This window comes from Streptomyces sp. NPDC044106, from assembly GCF_056433985.1.
The window spans coordinates 236982-258125 of the sequence record NZ_JBWKFZ010000009.1 but is presented as its reverse complement, the minus strand read 5'-3'; the positions used below and the strand labels follow the sequence as shown (position 1 = coordinate 258125).

The window sequence follows — 21144 nt, the reverse complement described above, 5'->3', positions numbered from 1 at the left end:
TTCTGCGATACGTCCGAATTGCCCACGGTCTACCACCCGTTGAGTCCGTTGGCCAAGCCCGGCTTATTCACGGAAGTTGCCTCTGTGGCGCAGGTCACATGAGGGTGCTCTTTGGGATCTCCCTGAGATCTCCCTGAGGTCTCGCCGAGGCATCCTCGGCGGCCGACGGGTGCTCGTGAATCGGTGCACGCGTCCGCGATCGCCCGGTGCCCGTCCACACCCGTCCGCCTCTCTGCCGCCAAAGTGTGAACGCGCCGCCACTATCAAGCCAGCGCGTCCAGCGCCAATTTGCGTGCAGCGGCCACCTCTTGATAGAGCGACACCTCTCCGACCAGCGGTGACGCGCTGAGATGTCACCTCTAGTGATCACTCGGGCGCTTCACGTACGAAGATCACCGCTCATCCGACTTCATGATCCTTCGTCAGGTGGTGGAGATCACAAAGCCGTTGTCGTACCCCGTGTCGCAGATCACAGACCGGCAGGCATAAGATGCGGGGCAGTTGGGCTTGTGACCTGCTTCACATGTAAGCGATCTTGGGTGGGATTCAGGGCCCGGTCCGACGTAACCGCCAACAGTCAGTGCCGACTGAGAGGAGCGAGGAGCGTGAACGCCTATGCGCCCATCCTCGTGCTGGGAGCCCTCGGGGCAGGCTTTGCGATCTTCTCCGTGGTCATGGCCACGCTTATCGGTCCAAAGCGGTACAACCGCGCGAGGCTAGAGGCCTATGAGTGCGGCATCGAGCCGACCCCGACGCCGGCCGGTGGCGGGCGATTCCCCATCAAGTACTACCTGACGGCGATGCTCTTCATTGTCTTCGACATCGAGATCGTCTTCCTCTATCCCTGGGCCGTCACCTTCGACGCGCTCGGGATGTTCGGGCTCGTGGAGATGCTGCTCTTCGTGCTCACCGTCTTTGTCGCCTACGCGTACGTATGGCGTCGCGGCGGCCTGGAATGGGACTAAGGGTCTGAGGGGTCAAAGAGCATGGGACTCGAAGAGAAACTGCCGAGCGGATTTCTGCTGACCACCGTCGAGCAGGCCGCGGGCTGGATGCGGAAGTCGTCCGTCTTCCCCGCCACGTTCGGCCTCGCGTGCTGCGCCATCGAGATGATGACGACCGGCGCCGGGCGGTACGACATGGCGCGCTTCGGCATGGAGGTCTTCCGCGGCTCGCCGCGCCAGGCCGATCTGATGATCGTGGCGGGCCGGGTGAGCCAGAAGATGGCGCCGGTGCTGCGGCAGGTCTACGACCAGATGCCGAATCCCAAGTGGGTGATTTCCATGGGGGTTTGCGCATCGTCGGGCGGTATGTTCAACAATTACGCGATTGTGCAGGGTGTGGACCATGTGGTCCCGGTTGACATCTATTTGCCCGGCTGCCCGCCACGCCCCGAGATGCTGCTGGACGCGATCCTCAAGCTCCACCAGAAGATCCAGGACACCAAGCTCGGCGTGAACGCGGAAGAAGCGGCCCGTGAGGCGGAGGAGGCGGCCCTCAAGGCGCTCCCCACCATTGAGATGAAGGGGCTGCTGCGGTGAGCGACGCGCACGACGAGCACCGGAACGGCACCGGCGTACCGGCCCCGCGCGACGAGAGCGGCGAGGTCATCGGCGTACGCAGGGGCATGTTCGGCGCAGGCGACGGCGGTGACACGTCCGGCTACGGCGGACTCGTACGGACCGTCACCCTGCCCGGCGCGACCTCGCGCCCCTACGGCGGCTGGTTCGACGAGACCGCGGACGAACTGGAGGGAGCCCTCGAAGAGCAGGGCCTCGTCCCGGAGAACGCGATCGAGAAGACGGTCGTCGACCGCGGCGAGATCACCTTCCACATCGCGCGCGAGCACCTGGTGCGCGTCGCCCGGACCCTGCGCGACGACCCCGCCCTGCGCTTCGAACTGTGCACGGGCGTCAGCGGAGTGCACCTCCCCGGCGACAAGGGCCGCGAGCTGCACGCCGTCTACCACCTGCGCTCGATCACCCACAACCGGCTGATCCGGCTCGAGGTCACCGCCCCCGAAACCGATCCGCACGTGCCCTCGCTCGTCACGGTCTATCCGACCAACGACTGGCACGAGCGCGAGGCGTACGACTTCTTCGGCCTGATCTTCGACGGTCACCCGGCGCTCACGCGGATCATGATGCCGGACGACTGGCAGGGATTCCCGCAGCGCAAGGACTACCCCCTCGGCGGCATCCCCGTCGAATACAAGGGCGCCCAGATCCCGGCTCCGGACCAGCGGAGGTCGTACAGCTGATGTCTGCCACTCAGGGAACCTCCCAGGCTTCCCCCCGCGAGACGACCGAGGGCACCGTATACACGGTCACCGGCGGCGACTGGGACGAGGTCGTCCGGTCCGCCGCCAAGTCCGACGACGAGCGCATCATCGTCAACATGGGCCCGCAGCACCCGTCCACGCACGGCGTGCTCCGCCTCATCCTGGAGATCGACGGCGAGACGGTCACCGAGGCCCGCTGCGGCATCGGCTATCTGCACACCGGCATCGAGAAGAACCTCGAATACCGCACGTGGACGCAGGGCACGACGTTCGTCACCCGGATGGACTACCTGACGCCGTTCTTCAACGAGACGGCGTACTGCCTCGGGGTCGAGAAGCTCCTCGGCATCGAGGACCGGATCCCCGACCGCGCCTCGGTCATCCGGGTGCTCCTCATGGAGCTCAACCGCCTCTCCTCGCACCTGGTGTGCATCGCCACCGGCGGCATGGAGCTCGGCGCGACGACGATCATGATCTACGGATTCCGGGATCGTGAACTCGTTCTCGACCTCTTCGAGCTGATCACCGGCCTGCGCATGAACCACGCGTACATCCGGCCCGGCGGACTCGCCCAGGACCTGCCGCCCGGCACGGTCGACCAGCTGCGCGAGTTCGTGAAGAAAATGAAGAAGAACATCCCCGAGTACGACAAGCTCGCCACCGGGAACCCCATCTTCAAGGCCCGCATGGAGGACGTCGGCTACCTCGACCTCGCCGGCTGCATGGCGCTCGGCGCCACCGGACCGGTCCTGCGCTCCGCCGGCCTCCCGCACGACCTGCGCAAGACCCAGCCCTACTGCGGCTACGAGAACTACGACTTCGACATCCCGACCGCCGACACCTGCGACTCCTACGGGCGCTTCCTGATCCGCCTCGAGGAGATGCGGCAGTCGCTGCGCATCATCGAGCAGTGCGTGGACCGGCTCGCCCCGGGCCCGGTCATGGTCGAGGACAAGAAGATCGCCTGGCCCGCCCAACTGGCCCTCGGCCCGGACGGCCTCGGCAACTCGCTCGACCACATCAAGAAGATCATGGGCACCTCCATGGAGTCCCTCATCCACCACTTCAAGCTGGTGACCGAGGGGTTCCGGGTCCCGCCCGGACAGACGTACACGGCGGTCGAGTCGCCCAAGGGCGAACTCGGCGTGCACGTCGTCTCCGACGGCGGCACCCGCCCCTACCGGGTCCACTTCCGCGACCCGTCCTTCACCAACCTGCAGGCCATGGCGGCCATGTGCGAAGGCGGCCAGGTCGCCGACGTCATCGTCGCCGTCGCGTCCATCGACCCCGTGATGGGAGGCGTCGACCGGTGACCAGCATCCCTTCCGAGCAGGGCGCGGGCGTCAGCCTGGGCATGCCCCAACTTCCCGCCCCCGCCTACCCGGCCGACGTGCGGGCCAGGCTGGAGGTGGACGCCAAGGACGTCATCGCCCGCTACCCCGACTCCCGCTCGGCGCTCCTCCCCCTGCTGCACCTCGTGCAGTCCGAGGAAGGCCACGTCACGCGCACGGGCATGCAGTTCTGTGCCGACATGCTGGGGCTGACCACGGCCGAGGTCACGGCCGTGGCGACCTTCTACACCATGTACCGGCGCAAGCCCTCCGGTGACTACCAGGTCGGCGTCTGCACCAACACGCTCTGCGCCGTCATGGGCGGCGACGCGATCTTCGACGAGCTCAAGCAGCACCTCGGCGTCGGCAACGACGAGACGACCGAGGACGGCAAGATCACCCTTGAGCACATCGAGTGCAACGCCGCCTGCGACTTCGCCCCAGTGGTGATGGTCAACTGGGAGTTCTTCGACAACCAGACCCCCGAGTCGGCCAAGCAGCTCGTCGACGACCTGCGCTCGGGCGCCCCGGTCGCACCCACGCGCGGGGCGCCGATCTGCACGTACAAGGAGACCGCCCGGATCCTGGCGGGCTTCCCGGACGAGCGGCCCGGCGCCGTCGAGGCGACCGGCGCCGCCGGGCCCGCCTCACTGATCGGTCTGCGCCTGGCCAAGGGCGAGATGCCCCAGCCGCGCGTGGTCCACCCGCGCACGGGCGGCCCGCAGGACGAGACGCCCCCCGAACACCTCAGCTCGCACGACGCACCGCAGCAGACCTCGGCGTCCGACCCGGCCCACCCGGCAGGACCGACCGCCGAGGAGGGGGAGTGATGACCTTGGCAGCCGAGATCGACAACGAGACCAGCCCGGAGAAGCTCCTTTCGCCGGTCCTCTCCGCCTTCTGGGACGAGGAGAAGGCCTGGACGCTGGAGACCTACCGGCGCCACGAAGGGTACGAGGGCCTGCGCAAGGCGCTCGCCATGGACCCGGACGACCTCATTGCGTACGTGAAGGACTCGGGGCTCCGGGGCCGGGGCGGCGCGGGATTCCCCACCGGAATGAAGTGGCAGTTCATTCCGCAGGGCGACGGCAAGCCGCACTATCTGGTTGTCAACGCCGACGAATCGGAGCCGGGGACCTGCAAGGACATCCCGCTCCTCTTCGCGAACCCGCATTCCCTCATCGAGGGGATCGTGATCGCGTGCTACGCGATCCGTTCGTCGCATGCCTTCATCTACCTGCGGGGTGAAGTCGTCCCCGTACTGCGGCGGTTGCACGAGGCCGTCCGGGAGGCCTACGCGGCGGGCTACCTCGGGAAGAACGTGCTGGGCAGCGGGCTCGATCTCGAACTCACCGTGCACGCGGGCGCGGGCGCGTACATCTGCGGTGAGGAGACCGCGCTGCTCGACTCGCTCGAAGGCCGCCGTGGCCAGCCGCGACTGCGTCCCCCCTTCCCTGCCGTCGCGGGTCTCTACGCGTGCCCCACTGTGGTGAACAACGTCGAGTCCATCGCATCCGTTCCCGCGATCCTCCAGCGTGGAAAAGAGTGGTTCAAGTCGATGGGCAGCGAGAAGTCGCCCGGCTTCACCCTCTACTCGCTGAGCGGCCACGTCACCAACCCCGGTCAGTACGAGGCGCCGCTCGGCATCACGCTGCGCCAGCTGCTCGACATGAGCGGCGGCATGCGGGCCGGGCACCGGCTCAAGTTCTGGACCCCGGGCGGCTCCTCGACCCCGATGTTCACCGACGAGCACCTCGACGTCCCCCTCGACTACGAGGGCGTCGGCGCCGCCGGATCGATGCTCGGCACGAAGGCGCTGCAGTGCTTCGACGAGACGACGTGCGTCGTACGGGCGGTGACCCGCTGGACCGAGTTCTACGCCCACGAGTCCTGCGGCAAGTGCACGCCCTGCCGTGAAGGAACGTACTGGCTGGTCCAGTTGCTCCGCGACATCGAGGCCGGCAAGGGCGTCATGGCCGACCTGGAGAAGCTGAACGACATCGCCGACAACATCAACGGCAAGTCCTTCTGCGCCCTGGGCGACGGCGCGGCCTCGCCGATCTTCTCCTCGCTCAAGTACTTCCGCGAGGAGTACGAGCAGCACATCACCGGCAAGGGCTGCCCCTTCGACCCGGCCAAGTCGACTCTCTGGGCCGAGAGGCCCGCTGAAAGCGCGCAGGTGAACGCATGACAGTGACCACCAACAACGCTCCCTCCGGGGGCGGGGAGGCGGCGGTTCCGCCCGAGGATCTCGTCTCGCTGACCATCGACGGCATCGAGATCAGCGTCCCCAAGGGGACGCTGGTGATCCGGGCGGCCGAGCTGCTCGGCATCGAGATCCCGCGGTTCTGCGACCACCCGCTGCTCGACCCGGCGGGCGCCTGCCGCCAGTGCATCGTCGAGGTGGAGGGCCAGCGCAAGCCGATGGCGTCCTGCACCATCACCTGCACCGACGGCATGGTCGTGAAGTCGCAGCTGACCTCGCCCGTCGCGGAGAAGTCGCAGCGTGGCGTGATGGAGCTGCTGCTCATCAACCACCCGCTGGACTGCCCCGTCTGCGACAAGGGCGGCGAGTGCCCGCTGCAGAACCAGGCGATGCAGGTCGGCGACGTGGACACCCGCTTCGAGGGCAAGAAGCGGACGTACGAGAAGCCGGTCCCGATCTCCACACAGGTGCTGCTCGACCGTGAACGGTGCGTGCTCTGCGCGCGCTGCACCCGGTTCAGCAACCAGATCGCAGGCGACCCGATGATCGAACTCATCGAGCGGGGCGCGCTCCAGCAGGTCGGCACCGGTGAGGGCGACCCCTTCGAGTCGTACTTCTCCGGGAACACCATCCAGATCTGCCCGGTCGGCGCGCTGACCTCGGCGGCGTACCGCTTCCGCTCCCGCCCCTTCGACCTGGTGTCGTCGCCCTCGGTGTGCGAGCACTGCTCCGGCGGCTGCGCCACGCGCACCGACCACCGGCGCGGCAAGGTCATGCGGCGGCTCGCGGCGGACGACCCCGAGGTCAACGAGGAGTGGATGTGCGACAAGGGCCGCTTCGGCTTCCGGTACGCGCAGCGCCCCGACCGGCTGACCACCCCCCTGGTGCGCGACGCCTCGACGGGTGAGCTCCAGCCCGCCAGCTGGCCCGAGGCCCTGGAGGTCGCGGCCCGTGGTCTCGCCGCCGCGCGTGGCCGGGCCGGGGTACTCACCGGCGGCCGGCTCACCGTGGAGGACGCCTACGCGTACAGCAAGTACGCGCGCGTGGCGCTCGACACGAACGACATCGACTTCCGCGTGCGCGTGCACAGCAGCGAGGAGGCCGACTTCCTCGCCGCCCGGGTGGCCGGGCGGGGCCGGGATCTCGACGGGAGCGGCGTCACGTACGCCCTCCTGGAGAAGGCCCCCGCCGTGCTGCTCGCCGGGTTCGAGTCCGAGGAGGAGGCGCCCGGCGTCTTCCTGAGGCTGCGCAAGGCCTGGCGCAAGCACGGCCAGCGCACCTTCTCCCTCGCGACGTTCGCGACCCGGGGCCTGGAGAAGGCGGGTGGCACGCTGCTGCCCGCGGCGCCGGGCACCGAGACCGAGTGGCTGGACGCGCTCGCCGCGGGGGTCGGCCTGGAGGGCGCCGGGCCCGAGGCGTCCGAGGCGCTGCGTGCCGAGGGCGCCGTCATCGTCGTCGGTGAGCGGCTCGCGGCCGTGCCGGGCGGCCTCACCGCCGCCGTGCGCGCCGCCACCGCGACCGGCGCCCGGCTGGTGTGGATTCCGCGCAGGGCGGGCGAGCGTGGCGCCATCGAGGCGGGCGCGCTGCCTTCGCTGCTGCCCGGCGGGCGTCCGGCCACCGACCCGCGCGCGCGGGACGAGGTCGCGCTCGCCTGGGGCGTCGCCGAACTCCCGCACCGCTTCGGCCGCGACACCGGCCAGATCATCGAGGCCGCCGCGACCGGCGAGCTGGGCGCCCTCCTGGTGGCGGGCGTCGAGGTCGCCGACCTGCCCGATCCCACGCGCGCGCGTGCGGCGCTCGACGAGGTCGGCTTCCTGGTCTCGCTCGAACTGCGGCCCAGCGAGGTGACGGAGCGGGCCGACGTGGTCCTTCCGGTGGCCGCGGTGGCGGAGAAGCCGGGCACGTTCCTCAACTGGGAGGGCAGGGCGCGGATGTTCGACGCCGCGCTCAAGCCGGACCAGATGACGCGCAGGCTGGCGCCGACCGACGCGCGGGTCCTGCACATGCTGGCCGATGCCGGGGACATCCACCTCGGCCTGCCCGACCTGGTGACGCTCCGCCGCGAGCTGGACCGGCTCGGCGGCTGGGACGGGCCCCACGCGACGGAACCCCTTGAGACCGGCGCCCAGCCGCCCCGGCCCGCCGCCGGAGAGGCCGTCCTGGCCGGGCACCGGATGCTGCTCGACCAGGGGCGCCTGCAGGACGGTGACGAGGCGCTGGCCGGCACCCGGCACGCCGCCCACGCGCGCGTGTCCGCGGCCACCGCGGCCGAGGCGGGCGTGAAGGACGGCGACCTGCTCGCCGTCACCGGACCGGCCGGGGCGACCGAACTCCCGCTCCTGGTCACGCGGATGCCCGACCGGGTGGTCTGGCTGCCGCTGAACTCGGCCGGGGGAGGCGTCCTTTCGGACACCGGCGCGCGCCCCGGCGATCTCGTCCGCATCGGCCCGGCGGTCCTGCCGGAGCCCATCGAGGCCCCGGAGGTGACGTCGTGACGCACACGCTGGTGCCGCTTGCGGCGGAAGACCTGTCCATGTTCGGCCGCGACCCCTGGTGGCTCGTCGCCTTCAAGGCGGTGTTCTGCTTCGCGTTCCTGATGGTGACGGTCCTCTTCGCCATCGTGTGGGAGCGCAAGGTCGTCGCCTGGATGCAGCTGCGTATCGGCCCCAACAGGAACGGCCCCTGGGGTCTGCTGCAGTCCCTCGCGGACGGCGTCAAGCTGATGCTCAAGGAAGACGTGATCGTCAAGCGTGCGGACAAGGTGGTCTACATCCTTGCCCCCGTCGTCGCCGCGATCCCGGCCTTCATGGCGATCGCGGTGATCCCCTTCGGGCCCGCGGGCAACGAAGTCTCGATCTTCGGCCACCGCACCACGATGCAGCTCACCGACCTGCCGATCGCGATGCTCTACATCCTCGCGGTCGCCTCCGTCGGCATCTACGGCATCGTCCTCGCGGGCTGGAGTTCCGGATCGACGTATCCGCTCCTCGGCGGTCTGCGCTCCTGCGCGCAGATGATCTCCTACGAGATCGCGATGGGCGCGGCCTTCGCCTCGGTCTTCCTCTACTCCGGGTCGATGTCGACCTCGGCGATCGTGGAGGCGCAGGCGGACCGCTGGTACATCCTGCTGCTGCCCGTCTCGTTCATCATCTACATCGTGACGATGGTCGGCGAGACCAACCGCGCGCCGTTCGACATGCCGGAGTCCGAGGGCGACCTCGTCGGTGGCTTCAACACCGAGTACTCCTCCATCAAGTTCGCGATGTTCATGCTCGCCGAGTACGTCAACATGGTCACCGTCTCGGCGGTCTCGACCACGCTCTTCCTGGGCGGCTGGCGGGCCCCGTACCCGGTCAGCACCTTCTGGGAGGGCGCGAACCACGGCTGGTGGCCGATGCTCTGGTTCGTGATCAAGGTGCAGCTGCTGCTTTTCTTCTTCATCTGGCTGCGCGGCTCGCTGCCCCGCGTCCGCTACGACCAGCTGATGAAGCTCGGCTGGAAGGTCCTGATCCCGGTCTCGGTCGTCTGGCTGATGCTCGTCGCCACGATCAGGGCGATGCGGAACGAGGACTACGAGTTCACCTCCATCGCGCTCTACGGCGGCGGCGGGATCATCGCGCTGCTGTTGCTCTCCGTGGTCGTGGACGTCTTCCGCGACAAGCGCGAGAAGGAGAGCGCCGCCGACGAGGAGAAGCCGGTCGCCTTCGACCCGATGGCGGGCGGATTCCCCGTGCCGCCACTGCCCGGACAGAGCCTGCCACCCGTCCCGCGACGGCGCTCGCGCCACGAGCGGGAGCTGATTGTCAGTGGTGGACCGGATACTCAAAGTGACGGAACCCGAAGTGATGGAAAGGAGGCGTCCGATGGCTGAGTCGAACCAGGAGTCACAGGAGTCACCCGAATCGAACCAATCGAAGCAGGGGTTCCAGAACCCCGTCGCGGGCTTCGGCGTGACCTTCAAGGCCATGTTCAAGAAGCGGCTGACCGAGCAGTATCCGGAGCAGCAGAAGACCACTGCTCCGCGCTTCCACGGCAGGCACCAGCTGAACCGCCATCCGGACGGCCTGGAGAAGTGCGTCGGCTGTGAGCTCTGCGCCTGGGCCTGTCCCGCGGACGCCATCTACGTGGAGGGCGCGGACAACACCGACGAGGAGCGCTACTCGCCCGGCGAGCGGTACGGCCGCGTCTACCAGATCAACTACGCCCGCTGCATCCTGTGCGGACTGTGCATCGAGGCGTGCCCCACGCGCGCGCTGACGATGACGAACGAGTTCGAGCTGGCCGACACCAGCCGCGAGAACCTCATCTACACCAAGGAGCAGCTGCTCGCCGGTCTTGAGGAGGGCATGGTCGACAGCCCGCACTCGATCTTCCCCGGCACGGACGAGCAGGACTACTACCGTGGCCTGGTGACGGAGGCGGCGCCCGGGACGGTGCCCCAGGTCGCCTACTCCAAGGGCGAGACGCCTCAGGAGGCCGCCTCGGACTTCGGTGACGGTGAGCCGGCGTCGGAGCAGGTGATCGGCCGATGACGCAGCTCGCCGCCTACTCGACCTCCACCGGCGAGGCCTTCCAGTTCTGGGTGCTCGGCACGGTCGCGGTGATCGGCGCCCTGTGCACCATCCTCATGAAGAAGGCCGTGCACAGCGCGCTCTGCCTGGCCGGGACCATGATCATCCTCGCGGTGTTCTACCTGGCCAACGGCGCGTACTTCCTGGGCATCGTCCAGATCGTCGTCTACACCGGCGCGATCATGATGCTCTTCCTCTTCGTGGTCATGCTCGTCGGCGTCACCGCCGCCGACTCCCTGACGGAGACCATCAAGGGACAGCGCTGGCTGGCCCTGCTCTGCGGGCTCGGCTTCGCGGTGCTGCTCTTCGCGGGCATCGGGAACGCGTCGATGAACGAGTTCAACGGCCTCGGCAAGGCGAACTCCAGCGGCAACGTGGAGGGGCTCGCCCGGCTGATCTTCACGAAGTACGTCTTCGCCTTCGAGATCACCGGCGCCCTGCTCATCACGGCCACCATCGGCGCGATGGTGCTCACCCACCGCGAGCGCACGGAGCGTGCCAAGACCCAGCGCGAGCGGTCCGAGGAGCGCGTGCGCGAGGGCAAGCACCTGCCGCCGCTGCCCGCCCCCGGTGTGTACGCCCGGCACAACGCCGTGGACATCGCGGGCCTGCTCCCCGACGGCACCCCGTCCGAGCTCACGGTCAACCAGACGCTCCGCGAGCGCGGCCAGATCCGTGACGTGTCGACCGAGGCGCTGGACGACCTGCGGGCGCTGGAGCAGCGCTCCGCCGACCGCCTGGAGCGGACCGACCTGCGCCGGACCGATGCCGGGCGGACCGAGGAGGCGTCGAAGTGAACCCCGTCAACTACCTGTACCTCGCGGCGCTGTTGTTCACGATCGGTGCGACCGGCGTGCTCATCAGGCGCAACGCGATCGTGGTGTTCATGTGCATCGAGCTCATGCTCAACGCCTGCAACCTCGCGTTCGTCGCCTTCTCCCGGATGCACGGCAATCTCGACGGCCAGATCATCGCGTTCTTCACGATGGTCGTCGCCGCCGCGGAGGTCGTGGTCGGACTCGCGATCATCGTGTCGCTGTTCCGTTCCCGCCACTCGGCCTCGGTCGACGACGCCAGCCTGATGAAGCTGTAAGGGGTCGCAGGAACCGTGAATATGGAGAACCTTATTGCGCTGCTCGTCGCGGCGCCTCTGCTCGGAGCGGCCGTACTGCTGTGCGGCGGGCGGGCACTGGACCGCGTGGGCCACTGGCTCGGCACGCTGCTCGCGGCCGCCTCCTTCGTCATCGCCGTCGTGCTCTTCACCGACATGCTGGGCAAGGGCGCCGAGGAGCGCTCGCTGTCGCAGCACCTGTTCAGCTGGGTCCCCGTCGAGGGGTTCCAGGCGGACGTCGCCTTCCAGCTCGACCAGCTGTCGATGACGTTCGTGCTGCTGATCTCCGGTGTGGGCACCCTGATCCACATCTACTCGGTCGGGTACATGGAGCACGACGAGCGGCGCCGCCGCTTCTTCGGCTATCTGAACCTGTTCCTCGCGGCGATGCTCCTTCTCGTCCTCGCCGACAACTACCTGCTCCTGTACGTCGGGTGGGAGGGCGTCGGTCTCGCCTCGTACCTCCTGATCGGCTTCTGGCAGCACAAGCCCAGCGCGGCCACCGCCGCGAAGAAGGCCTTCCTGGTCAACCGGGTCGGCGACATGGGCCTCTCGATCGCCATCATGCTGATGTTCACCACCTTCGGGACCTTCGCCTTCGGTCCCGTCCTGGGGGCCACCGGTGAGACGTCGGAGGGCAAGCTCACCGCCATCGGCCTGATGCTGCTGCTCGCCGCGTGCGGCAAGTCCGCGCAGGTGCCGCTGCAGTCCTGGCTCGGTGACGCGATGGAGGGCCCGACCCCGGTCTCGGCCCTGATCCACGCGGCGACCATGGTGACCGCGGGCGTGTACCTGATCGTCCGCTCCGGCGCGATCTTCAACGCCGCCCCGGACGCGCAGCTCGCCGTCACCGTCGTGGGCGCCGTCACGCTCCTCTTCGGTGCGATCGTCGGTTGCGCGAAGGACGACATCAAGAAGGCCCTGGCGGGCTCGACGATGTCCCAGATCGGGTACATGATCCTGGCCGCCGGCCTCGGCCCCATCGGCTACGTCTTCGCGATCATGCACCTCGTGACGCACGGCTTCTTCAAGGCCGGGCTCTTCCTCGGCGCCGGTTCGGTCATGCACGGCATGAACGACGAGGTCGACATGAGGAAGTACGGCGGCCTCAGGAAGTACATGCCGGTCACCTTCGTCACCTTCGGCCTCGGCTACCTCGCGATCATCGGCTTCCCCGGCCTGTCCGGCTTCTTCTCCAAGGACAAGATCATCGAGGCGGCGTTCGCCAAGGGCGGCACGGAGGGCTGGATCCTCGGCTCGGTGGCGCTCCTGGGCGCGGCCATCACCGCGTACTACATGACACGCGTGATGATCATGACCTTCTTCGGCGAGGAGCGTTGGCGCAACCGGCCGACGGCCTCCCCGGACCAGCCGGACGTCGAGCCCGCGGCGGAGCACCGCGGCGCGCACGAGGAACCGCACCCGCACGAGTCCCCGAAGTCCATGACCATCCCGATGATCGTGCTCGCCTTCGGGTCGGTGTTCGCCGGCGGCTTCTTCAGCATCGGCGACCGCTTCATGCACTGGCTCGAGCCGGTCACCAAGCACGACCACGGTGACTCGCCACTGAGCGCTGCCACGGTCACGGGCGCCACCATGGTGGTCCTCGTCATCGGCGTCGCCCTCGCCTACGTCCAGTACGGCCGCCGGCCCGTCCCGGTCACCGCCCCGCGCGGCTCGCTGGTCACCAGGGCCGCCCGCCGCGACCTCCTCCAGGACGACTTCAACCACGTCGTCCTGGTCCGCGGCGGCGAGCACCTCACGCGGTCCCTGGTCTACGTCGACCACACCCTGGTCGACGGGGTCGTCAACGGCACGGCGGCCTCGGTCGGCGGCCTCTCGGGCCGGCTGCGCAAACTGCAGAACGGCTACGCCCGCTCCTACGCGGTCTCGATGTTCGGCGGCGCTGCGGTACTCATCGCCGCGACCCTGCTGATGAGGGCGGTCTGATACCGATGTCCTTTCCCCTCCTGACAGCGACGGCGGTCCTGCCCGCGGCCGGCGCGATCGCCACGGCAGCCGTCCCGGCCGCCCGGCGGACCGCCGCCAAGTGGCTGGCGCTGCTCGTCTCGCTCGCCACGCTCGGCCTCGCGGTGACCGTGCTCGTACGGTTCGACCCGGACGGGGACCGCTACCAACTGACCGAGTCGCACGCCTGGATCGCGGACTTCGGAGTGCGGTACGAGCTCGGGGTCGACGGCATCGCCGTGGCGCTCGTCGCGCTCACCGCCCTCCTGATGCCCTTCATCATCCTGGCGGGCTGGCACGACGCCGATCCCCTCGAAACGAAGTCCTCGCGCTGGCGGCCCACTCAAGGCTTCTTCGCCCTCATCCTCGCCGTCGAGGCGATGGTGATCATCTCTTTCGAGGCCACCGACGTCTTCGTCTTCTACATCTTCTTCGAAGCCATGCTCATCCCGATGTACTTCCTCATCGGCGGCTTCGGAGACCGTGCCCACGCGGGCACCGACGAGAACGCCTCGGCCCAGCGCTCCTACGCGGCCGTGAAGTTCCTCCTCTACAACCTCGTCGGCGGCCTCATCATGCTGGCCGCCGTGATCGGGCTCTATGTGGTGGCGGGCAGCTTCTCCCTCCAGGAGATCACCGAGGCCCGCGCCAACGGCACGCTGACCATGGCGACCAGCACCGAGCGGTGGCTGTTCCTCGGCTTCTTCTTCGCCTTCGCGGTGAAGGCGCCGCTGTGGCCGCTGCACACCTGGCTGCCGAACGCGATGGGGGAGTCCACCGCCCCGGTGGCCGTGCTGATCACGGCCGTCGTGGACAAGGTCGGCACGTTCGCGATGCTGCGGTTCTGCCTCGGGCTCTTCCCCGAGGCGAGCAAGTGGGCGACGCCGGTCATCCTCGTACTCGCCCTGATCAGCATCATCTACGGAGCGCTGCTCGCGGTCGGCCAACGCGACATCAAGCGCCTGGTGGCGTACGCGTCGATCTCGCACTTCGGCTTCATCGTCCTCGGCATCTTCGCGATGACCTCGCAGGGTCAGTCCGGCGCCACGCTCTACATGGTCAACCACGGCATCTCGACCGCCGCGCTGATGCTGGTCGCCGGATTCCTGATCTCGCGGCGCGGCTCGCGGCTCATCGCCGACTACGGCGGGGTCCAGAAGGTCGCCCCGGTGCTCGCGGGCACCTTCCTGATCGGCGGCCTGGCCACCCTGTCGCTCCCCGGGCTCGCGCCCTTCGTGAGTGAATTCCTCGTCCTGGTCGGCGCGTTCGCGCGCTACCCGGTGGTGGGCATCATCGCGACCGTGGGCATCGTGCTCGCCGCGCTGTACACGCTCGTCCTCTACCAGCGGACCATGACGGGCCCCGTGAAGGCGGAGGTCTCGGCCATGCCCGACCTCCGGGTGCGTGAACTGGTCGTGGTGGCCCCGCTGATCGCGCTCCTGATCGGCCTCGGGGTCTACCCGAAGCCGCTCACCGACCTGGTGAACCCGGCGGTCGAGCACACGATGTCCGACGTACAGAAGAAGGACCCCCAGCCCGATGTGGAGGCGGCCAAGTGAGCGCATCAGCCGTCCACAGCCTGTGGACAATGGCGGCGGCGGACCCGATCGACAAGATCGACGCGCCCAACATCGAGTACGGGCAGCTGTCGCCGGTACTGATCGTCATCGGCGCCGCCGTCCTCGGAGTGCTCATCGAAGCCTTCGTCCCCCGCAAGTCCCGTTACTACGTGCAGCTCTTCGTCTCCGTGGTCTCCCTGGCCGCCGCCTTCGCCGCGGTCGTCGGACTCGCGGCCCGGGGCTTCGGCACCACCAAGGCGCAGGTCGCGGCGATGGGCGCGATCGCGGTCGATGGCCCCGCGCTCTTCCTCCAGGGCACGATCCTGCTCACCGGCATCGTCGCGATCTTCACCTTCGCGGAGCGCAGGCTCGACCCGGTGGCGCACGGCAACCGCGTCGACTCGTTCGCCGCGCAGGCAGGCGCCGTACCGGGCAGTGAGGCCGAACAGGCCGCCACCAAGGCCGGGTTCACCACCACCGAGGTGTTCCCGCTGGCGCTGTTCGCCATCGGCGGCATGCTCGTCTTCCCCGCGGCCAACGACCTCCTGACGCTCTTCATCGCGCTGGAAGTCTTCTCGCTCCCGCTCTACCTGCTCTGCGCACTCGCCCGCCGCAAGCGCCTGATGTCGCAGGAAGCCGCCGTCAAGTACTTCCTGCTCGGCGCCTTCGCCTCGGCGTTCACGCTCTTCGGCATCGCGCTCCTCTACGGGTACGCGGGTTCGGTGTCGTACGCGACGGTCGCGAACGTCGTCGAGGGCAACGTCAAGACCGTGGACCCGGCGCTCGCCGACACCATGGGCAACGACGCGCTGCTCCTGATCGGCGTCGCGATGGTGGTGATGGGGCTGCTCTTCAAGGTCGGCGCGGTGCCCTTCCACATGTGGACCCCGGATGTGTACCAGGGCGCGCCGACACCGGTCACCGGCTTCATGGCGGCGGCGACGAAGGTGGCCGCGTTCGGCGCGCTCCTCCGTCTCCTCTACGTGGTGCTTCCGGGCCTGCGCTGGGACTGGCGGCCGGTCATGTGGGGCGTCGCGATCATCACGATGCTGGGCGGCGCGATCATCGCGATCACCCAGACCGACATCAAGCGGCTCCTCGCCTACTCGTCGATCGCGCACGCGGGCTTCATCCTCGCCGGTGTCATCGCGACGACCCCGGACGGCGTCTCGTCCGTCCTCTTCTACCTGGGTGCCTACTCCTTCGTGACCATCGGCGCCTTCGCCGTCGTCACGCTGGTGCGGGACGCGGGCGGCGAGGCGACGCACCTGTCCAAGTGGGCGGGGCTCGGCCGGAGATCCCCGCTGGTCGCCGCGGTCTTCGCGGTCTTCCTGCTCGCCTTCGCCGGTATCCCGCTGACGTCCGGGTTCGCGGGCAAGTTCGCGGTCTTCAAGGCGGCGGCGGAGGGCGGCGCGGGCGGGCTGGTCGTGGTCGGTGTGCTTTCGTCGGCGGTCGCCGCGTTCTTCTACATCCGCGTGATCGTCCTCATGTTCTTCAGCGAGCCGAAGGCGGACGGACCCACGGTCGCCGTGCCCTCGCCGCTGACGATGACGGCGATCGGTGTGGGCGTCGCGGTGACGCTGGTCCTGGGCGTGGCCCCGCAGTACTTCCTGGATCTGGCGGGCCAGGCGGGTGTCTTCGTCCGGTAGCCCGACCGTTCGAACAAGCGTCGCCGCCCGGCATCCCGAGAAGGGGTGCCGGGCGGCGGCCTGTGGATAACTGTCCGGGGTGTCGGTGGAGAGCCCTATCGTGGAGGCAGTGGTCGAGGCAGGACGTACGGCGGGGGACAGGGCGATGGATGGGACCGACAGTATGAGTGAGGTGACGGCGCCGGTATCGGTGCCGGGCGCGACGGCCGGCGGCGTGACGGAGAGCGACGCCCTGCGCACGCTCCACCGCGTCTTCGGGTACGACTCCTTCCGCGGCGAGCAGGAAGCGATCATCGACCACGTGGTGGGCGGCGGGGACGCCGTCGTCCTCATGCCGACCGGCGGCGGCAAGTCCCTCTGCTACCAGATCCCGGCCCTGGTCAGGCCGGGCACGGGCGTCGTGGTCTCCCCGCTCATCGCGCTCATGCAGGACCAGGTGGACGCGCTGCGGGCGCTCGGCGTGCGGGCCGGGTTCATCAACTCCACGCAGGACTTCGACGAGCGGCGCGTGATGGAGGCGGAGTTCGTCGCGGGCGAGCTCGACGTGCTCTATCTCGCTCCTGAGCGGCTGCGCCTGGACGCCACCCTGGACCTCCTCTCGCGAGCCAAGATCTCCGTCTTCGCCATCGACGAGGCGCACTGCGTCGCCCAGTGGGGCCACGACTTCCGCCCCGACTACCTGGCGCTCTCGCTCCTCGGGGAGCGCTGGCCGGACGTGCCGCGGCTCGCCCTGACGGCCACGGCCACGCACGCCACGCACCGGGAGATCACGCAGCGGCTCGGCATGCCCGACGCCAAGCACTTCGTGGCCAGCTTCGACCGGCCCAACATCCAGTACCGCATCGTGCCGAAGGCCGAGCCGAAGAAGCAGCTCCTGTCCTTCCTGAAGGAGGAGCACGCGGGCGACGCGGGCATCGTCTACTGCCTCTCGCGCAATTCGGTGGAGAAGACCGCCGAATTCCTCTGCAAGAACGGCATCGAGGCCGTCCCGTACCACGCGGGCCTCGACGCGGGCGTGCGAGCGGCCCACCAGTCCCGCTTCCTGCGCGAGGAGGGCCTCGTCGTCTGCGCCACGATCGCCTTCGGCATGGGCATCGACAAGCCGGACGTCCGCTTCGTCGCCCACCTCGACCTGCCCAAGTCGGTCGAGGGGTACTACCAGGAGACGGGCCGCGCGGGCCGCGACGGCCTGCCCTCGACGGCCTGGATGGCGTATGGCCTCCAGGACGTCGTCCAGCAGCGCAAGATGATCCAGGGCAGCGAGGGCGACGAGGCGTTCCGGCGCCGGGCCGCCGCGCATCTGGACTCGATGCTGGCGCTGTGCGAGACCGCGCAGTGCCGCCGCGCCCAGCTCCTGACGTACTTCGGCCAGGAGACGACGGCGCCGGAGTCCTGCGGGAACTGCGACACCTGCCTCACCCCGCCCGAGACGTGGGACGGCACGGTGGCGGCGCAGAAGGTCCTCTCCACGGTCGTACGCCTCCAGCGCGAGCGCGGCCAGAAGTTCGGCGCGGGCCAGATCATCGACATCCTGCTGGGCAAGAAGACCGCGAAGGTCATCCAGTTCGACCACGACCAGCTCTCCGTCTTCGGCATCGGCGAGGAACTGGCGGAGGGCGAGTGGCGGGGCGTGGTGCGGCAGTTGCTCGCGCAGGGCCTGATCGCGGTCGAGGGGGAGTACGGCACGCTGGTGCTCACCGAGGCCAGTGGCGCCGTCCTCGGCCGGGAGCGTGAGGTGCGACTGCGCAAGGAGCCGAAGCGGGCGCCTGCGGCGCGGGCGTCCAAGGGCGAGCGCAAGGCGAAGTCCGCGGCGGCGGTCGCCGAGCTGCCCCAGGAGGCGGTGCCGCTCTTCGAGGCGCTGCGTGCCTGGCGCGCCGCCCAGGCGAAGGAGCAGGGCGTCCCCGCGTACGTGATCTTCCACGACGCGACGCTGCGGGAGATCGCGACGCTGCGGCCCACGTCCGTGGCGGACCTGGCGGGCATCAGCGGTGTGGGCGAGAAGAAGCGAGCGACGTACGGCGAGGGCGTGGTCGGGGTCGTCGCGGAGTTCCTGGGCGGGGCGCCTGCCGGGGACGGGACGTCGGGTGAGGCTCCGGGCGGGTCGGAGGTGCCGCTCAGCGATGAGGTGGAGCCGGACTGGGGGGATGAGGAGCCGGACTGGTAGGTCCGACGTGCCACGGCCGGCTCCCGGGGGTGGGGGCCGGCCAGGACAGCTCTACGGGGTCTCGCGCGCCGAGCGCCGAGCGGTGATGGCGGTGAGGTCGAGTTCGATGGTGAAAGGAACGCTCACCTTGAGGGCGTCGTGGAAGATGCCGGTCGGCGCGTAGATGCGCGTCGCGGGTTCGAGTTCGAAGACGTAGACCACCGGGCGGCCCTTGTCGTTCTCCATGCGCCAGTAGTGCCGGATGCCTGCCTTGGCGTACTTGAGCGGCTTGGCCTCCCTGTCCCGGGCCTCGGAGTCGGGGGAGACGACCTCGACGGCCAGCACGACGGTTTCTGCGGGGACGCGTGTCTGGCCGGGGTCGAGGATCTCCTCGGCGGGCACGACAATGACGTCCGGCTCAGGTCTGTTCTGCGAGTCGATATCGATGGTGAATCCGCGCAGGACTTCGAGGCCGGCGGAGGCGGCCTCCTCCAGGTGCCGCTCCAAGAAACTGACCGCTCGCGAGTGAAAAATTGTTTGCGGACTCACGAAGACAAGGCTCCCGTCGATCAGCTCCGTGTGCGGAGGCAGATTCGGAAGCCGGTCCAGGTCGTCGGCGGTCCAGCCACCCTTGGGCGGGACCGGCCACGTAGGCCCGGAAGCCTCGGGTTCGACACGCATCAGTGCTCCCATGGGGTGGAGTCTCACCGGTCCGACCAGCGTATCGGGCAGGAACCCGTAAAGGTCTGCACGCACGTGTGAACGAGTGTCGGCACCTTGACTCATTCGAGGGCCCCCGCCGAGGTCACACGGGGTCCAGCGCTTCCGTACGAGTTCACCTCGGCCGCCCGCTTGAACCAAGTGCATGACACAAGCGGGCGGCCGAGGTCCCTCGTCGGTGGGTCAGCGCGCTGCCGCGATCCGGCCCGTCACCTCGCCGAGCCCCACCTTGGTGCCGTGCGGGCCGGGGGCCCAGGCCGAGAGCGTGACCTCGTCGCCGTCCTCCAGGAACGTCCGCTTGCCGTCGGGGAGTTCGAGGGGGTCGCGGCCGTTCCAGGTGATCTCGATGAGGGAGCCGTACTGGCCGGGCTCGGGGCCGCTGACCGTGCCCGAGCCGTACAGGTCGCCGGTGCGCAGTGAGGCGCCGTTGACCGTCATGTGCGCCAGCTGCTGCGCGGCCGTCCAGTAGACGGTGGAGAACGGCGGTTCGGAGATGACCTCGCCGTTGAGGGTGACCGTGATGCGCAGGTCGTAGCCGCCGGGCTCGTCGGCCACGGACTCCGCGGAGTCGTCCAGGTACGGCAGGAGCTGGTGGGTGCGCTCCGGGGGCGCGATCCGCGCCGAGTCCAGCGCTTCGAGCGGGGTGATCCACGCGGAGACGGAGGTGGCGAAGGACTTGCCGAGGAACGGTCCGAGCGGGACGTACTCCCAGGCTTGGATGTCGCGCGCCGACCAGTCGTTGAGGAGCGTCAGCCCGAAGACGTGCTCGCGGAAGTCGGCCAGGGGCACGGGCTTCCCGTGCGCCGAGGGGGCGCCGACCACGAAGCCCACCTCCGCCTCGATGTCGAGCCGGACGGAGGGACCGAAGACGGGAGCCGTGTCGGCGGGCGCCTTGCGCTGGCCCGCCGGGCGGACGATGTCCGTCCCCGAGACCACGACCGTGCCGGACCGGCCGTGGTAACCGATGGGCAGGTGCTTCCAGTTGGGGGTCAGCGGGGACGGTGCGTCCGGCCGGAACATCTGGCCCAGATTGCTCGCGTGGTGCTCGGACGCGTAGAAGTCGACGTAGTCCGCGACCTCGAAGGGCAGGTGCAGCCGCACGTCGGAGAGGGGGTGGAGCAGGGGGCGTACCGCGTCCCGGTGGGACGGGACCGTCACCCATGCCGTGAGGGCGCGGCGCACGTCGGACCAGGTCCGGCGGCCCGCGGCGAGCAGCGCGTTCAGGGTGGGGCGGGCGAGCAGCGAGACGTAGGGGGAGCCGAGTGCGGCGGCCGCGGCGCCGGCGTCCAGGACGTGGCTGCCGAGCCGTACCCCGACCCTGCGCCGGTCGTCCGCCTCGCCGGCCAGGGAGAACACGCCGTAGGGAAGATTGTGCGGTCCGAAGGGGTCGCCCTCGGGCAGGCCGAAGGGATCGCCTTCGGGGAGGTCGGCGGCGCCGCCTCCGGGGAGGTCGGTGGAGTCACCGGCGGCCGGGTCGAGCGGGGTCTGCTCGGACATGCGTACCTGCCTCGCTTTCCATAGGGGTGTGCCACACGTTACGTGTGGAGGCCTCCGTTGCGGCAGTGTCCAAAAGGTTCGTCATGCCCAAATGGTTCGTCATGCCCG

At 69.1% G+C, this 21144-nt stretch carries 17 protein-coding genes; 15 read left to right on the top strand and 2 right to left on the bottom strand.

All coding sequences use genetic code 11. The features are described from left to right. The first annotated feature begins 605 nt into the window (after positions 1–605). From AC07DI_RS18490 to recQ, 15 genes are all read left to right on the top strand, one after another. Positions 606–965 carry an NADH-quinone oxidoreductase subunit A gene (locus AC07DI_RS18490; protein ID WP_384250615.1) on the top strand — a complete coding sequence of 120 codons (360 nt, stop codon included), beginning with the start codon at positions 606–608 and terminating at the stop codon, positions 963–965. A 21-nt stretch (positions 966–986) separates the two neighbouring features. After that, a complete protein-coding gene (locus AC07DI_RS18485; protein WP_365362561.1) occupies positions 987–1541 on the top strand; it encodes a NuoB/complex I 20 kDa subunit family protein in 555 nt (184 codons plus the stop codon). Then, complete coding sequence (locus tag AC07DI_RS18480) at positions 1538–2260, top strand: NADH-quinone oxidoreductase subunit C (RefSeq protein WP_478905227.1); 723 nt, start codon at positions 1538–1540, stop codon at positions 2258–2260. Before AC07DI_RS18485 ends, AC07DI_RS18480 begins: the two co-directional genes overlap by 4 nt. Then, positions 2260–3594: an NADH-quinone oxidoreductase subunit D gene (locus AC07DI_RS18475; protein ID WP_384250610.1), complete on the top strand. Its 1335-nt coding sequence runs from the start codon at positions 2260–2262 to the stop codon at positions 3592–3594. Before AC07DI_RS18480 ends, AC07DI_RS18475 begins: the two co-directional genes overlap by 1 nt. Before the next feature lie 41 nt (positions 3595–3635). Beyond that, positions 3636–4442 carry an NADH-quinone oxidoreductase subunit NuoE gene (gene nuoE / locus AC07DI_RS18470; RefSeq protein ID WP_478905309.1) on the top strand — a complete coding sequence of 269 codons (807 nt, stop codon included), beginning with the start codon at positions 3636–3638 and terminating at the stop codon, positions 4440–4442. Then, complete coding sequence (gene nuoF, locus AC07DI_RS18465) at positions 4442–5803, top strand: NADH-quinone oxidoreductase subunit NuoF (protein ID WP_478905226.1); 1362 nt, start codon at positions 4442–4444, stop codon at positions 5801–5803. Before nuoE ends, nuoF begins: the two co-directional genes overlap by 1 nt. After that, positions 5800–8313: an NADH-quinone oxidoreductase subunit G gene (locus AC07DI_RS18460; protein WP_478905225.1), complete on the top strand. Its 2514-nt coding sequence runs from the start codon at positions 5800–5802 to the stop codon at positions 8311–8313. Before nuoF ends, AC07DI_RS18460 begins: the two co-directional genes overlap by 4 nt. Positions 8314–8351: 38 nt before the next feature. After that, positions 8352–9689: an NADH-quinone oxidoreductase subunit NuoH gene (nuoH, locus tag AC07DI_RS18455; protein ID WP_478905308.1), complete on the top strand. Its 1338-nt coding sequence runs from the start codon at positions 8352–8354 to the stop codon at positions 9687–9689. Continuing rightward, positions 9682–10350: an NADH-quinone oxidoreductase subunit NuoI gene (gene nuoI / locus AC07DI_RS18450; protein ID WP_384250603.1), complete on the top strand. Its 669-nt coding sequence runs from the start codon at positions 9682–9684 to the stop codon at positions 10348–10350. The genes nuoH and nuoI overlap by 8 nt, the downstream gene beginning before the upstream one ends. Further along, positions 10347–11186, top strand: coding sequence for an NADH-quinone oxidoreductase subunit J (locus AC07DI_RS18445; protein WP_384250601.1), 840 nt, complete (start codon positions 10347–10349; stop codon positions 11184–11186). The genes nuoI and AC07DI_RS18445 overlap by 4 nt, the downstream gene beginning before the upstream one ends. Beyond that, complete coding sequence (gene nuoK, locus AC07DI_RS18440) at positions 11183–11482, top strand: NADH-quinone oxidoreductase subunit NuoK (RefSeq protein ID WP_003974374.1); 300 nt, start codon at positions 11183–11185, stop codon at positions 11480–11482. The genes AC07DI_RS18445 and nuoK overlap by 4 nt, the downstream gene beginning before the upstream one ends. Positions 11483–11503: 21 nt before the next feature. Then, a complete protein-coding gene (gene nuoL / locus AC07DI_RS18435) occupies positions 11504–13450 on the top strand; it encodes an NADH-quinone oxidoreductase subunit L (protein ID WP_384250597.1) in 1947 nt (648 codons plus the stop codon). Positions 13451–13455: 5 nt separating this feature from the next. Beyond that, entirely contained in the window at positions 13456–15027 is a 1572-nt protein-coding gene (locus AC07DI_RS18430) for an NADH-quinone oxidoreductase subunit M (RefSeq protein WP_478905224.1), read from the top strand. Then, positions 15024–16676 carry an NADH-quinone oxidoreductase subunit NuoN gene (nuoN, locus tag AC07DI_RS18425; RefSeq protein WP_478905223.1) on the top strand — a complete coding sequence of 551 codons (1653 nt, stop codon included), beginning with the start codon at positions 15024–15026 and terminating at the stop codon, positions 16674–16676. The genes AC07DI_RS18430 and nuoN overlap by 4 nt, the downstream gene beginning before the upstream one ends. A 163-nt stretch (positions 16677–16839) precedes the next feature. After that, positions 16840–18840, top strand: a complete 2001-nt coding sequence (gene recQ, locus AC07DI_RS18420; RefSeq protein ID WP_478905222.1) for a DNA helicase RecQ — start codon at positions 16840–16842, stop codon at positions 18838–18840. Between the two features lie 51 nt (positions 18841–18891). On the opposite strand, the gene AC07DI_RS18415 is transcribed toward recQ, so the two are convergent. Then, positions 18892–19500, bottom strand: coding sequence for a Uma2 family endonuclease (locus AC07DI_RS18415; protein ID WP_478905307.1), 609 nt, complete (start codon positions 19498–19500; stop codon positions 18892–18894). Between the two features lie 222 nt (positions 19501–19722). Next, positions 19723–21036: a fumarylacetoacetase gene (fahA, locus tag AC07DI_RS18410; protein ID WP_478905221.1), complete on the bottom strand. Its 1314-nt coding sequence runs from the start codon at positions 21034–21036 to the stop codon at positions 19723–19725. Between the last annotated feature and the right edge of the window lie 108 nt (positions 21037–21144).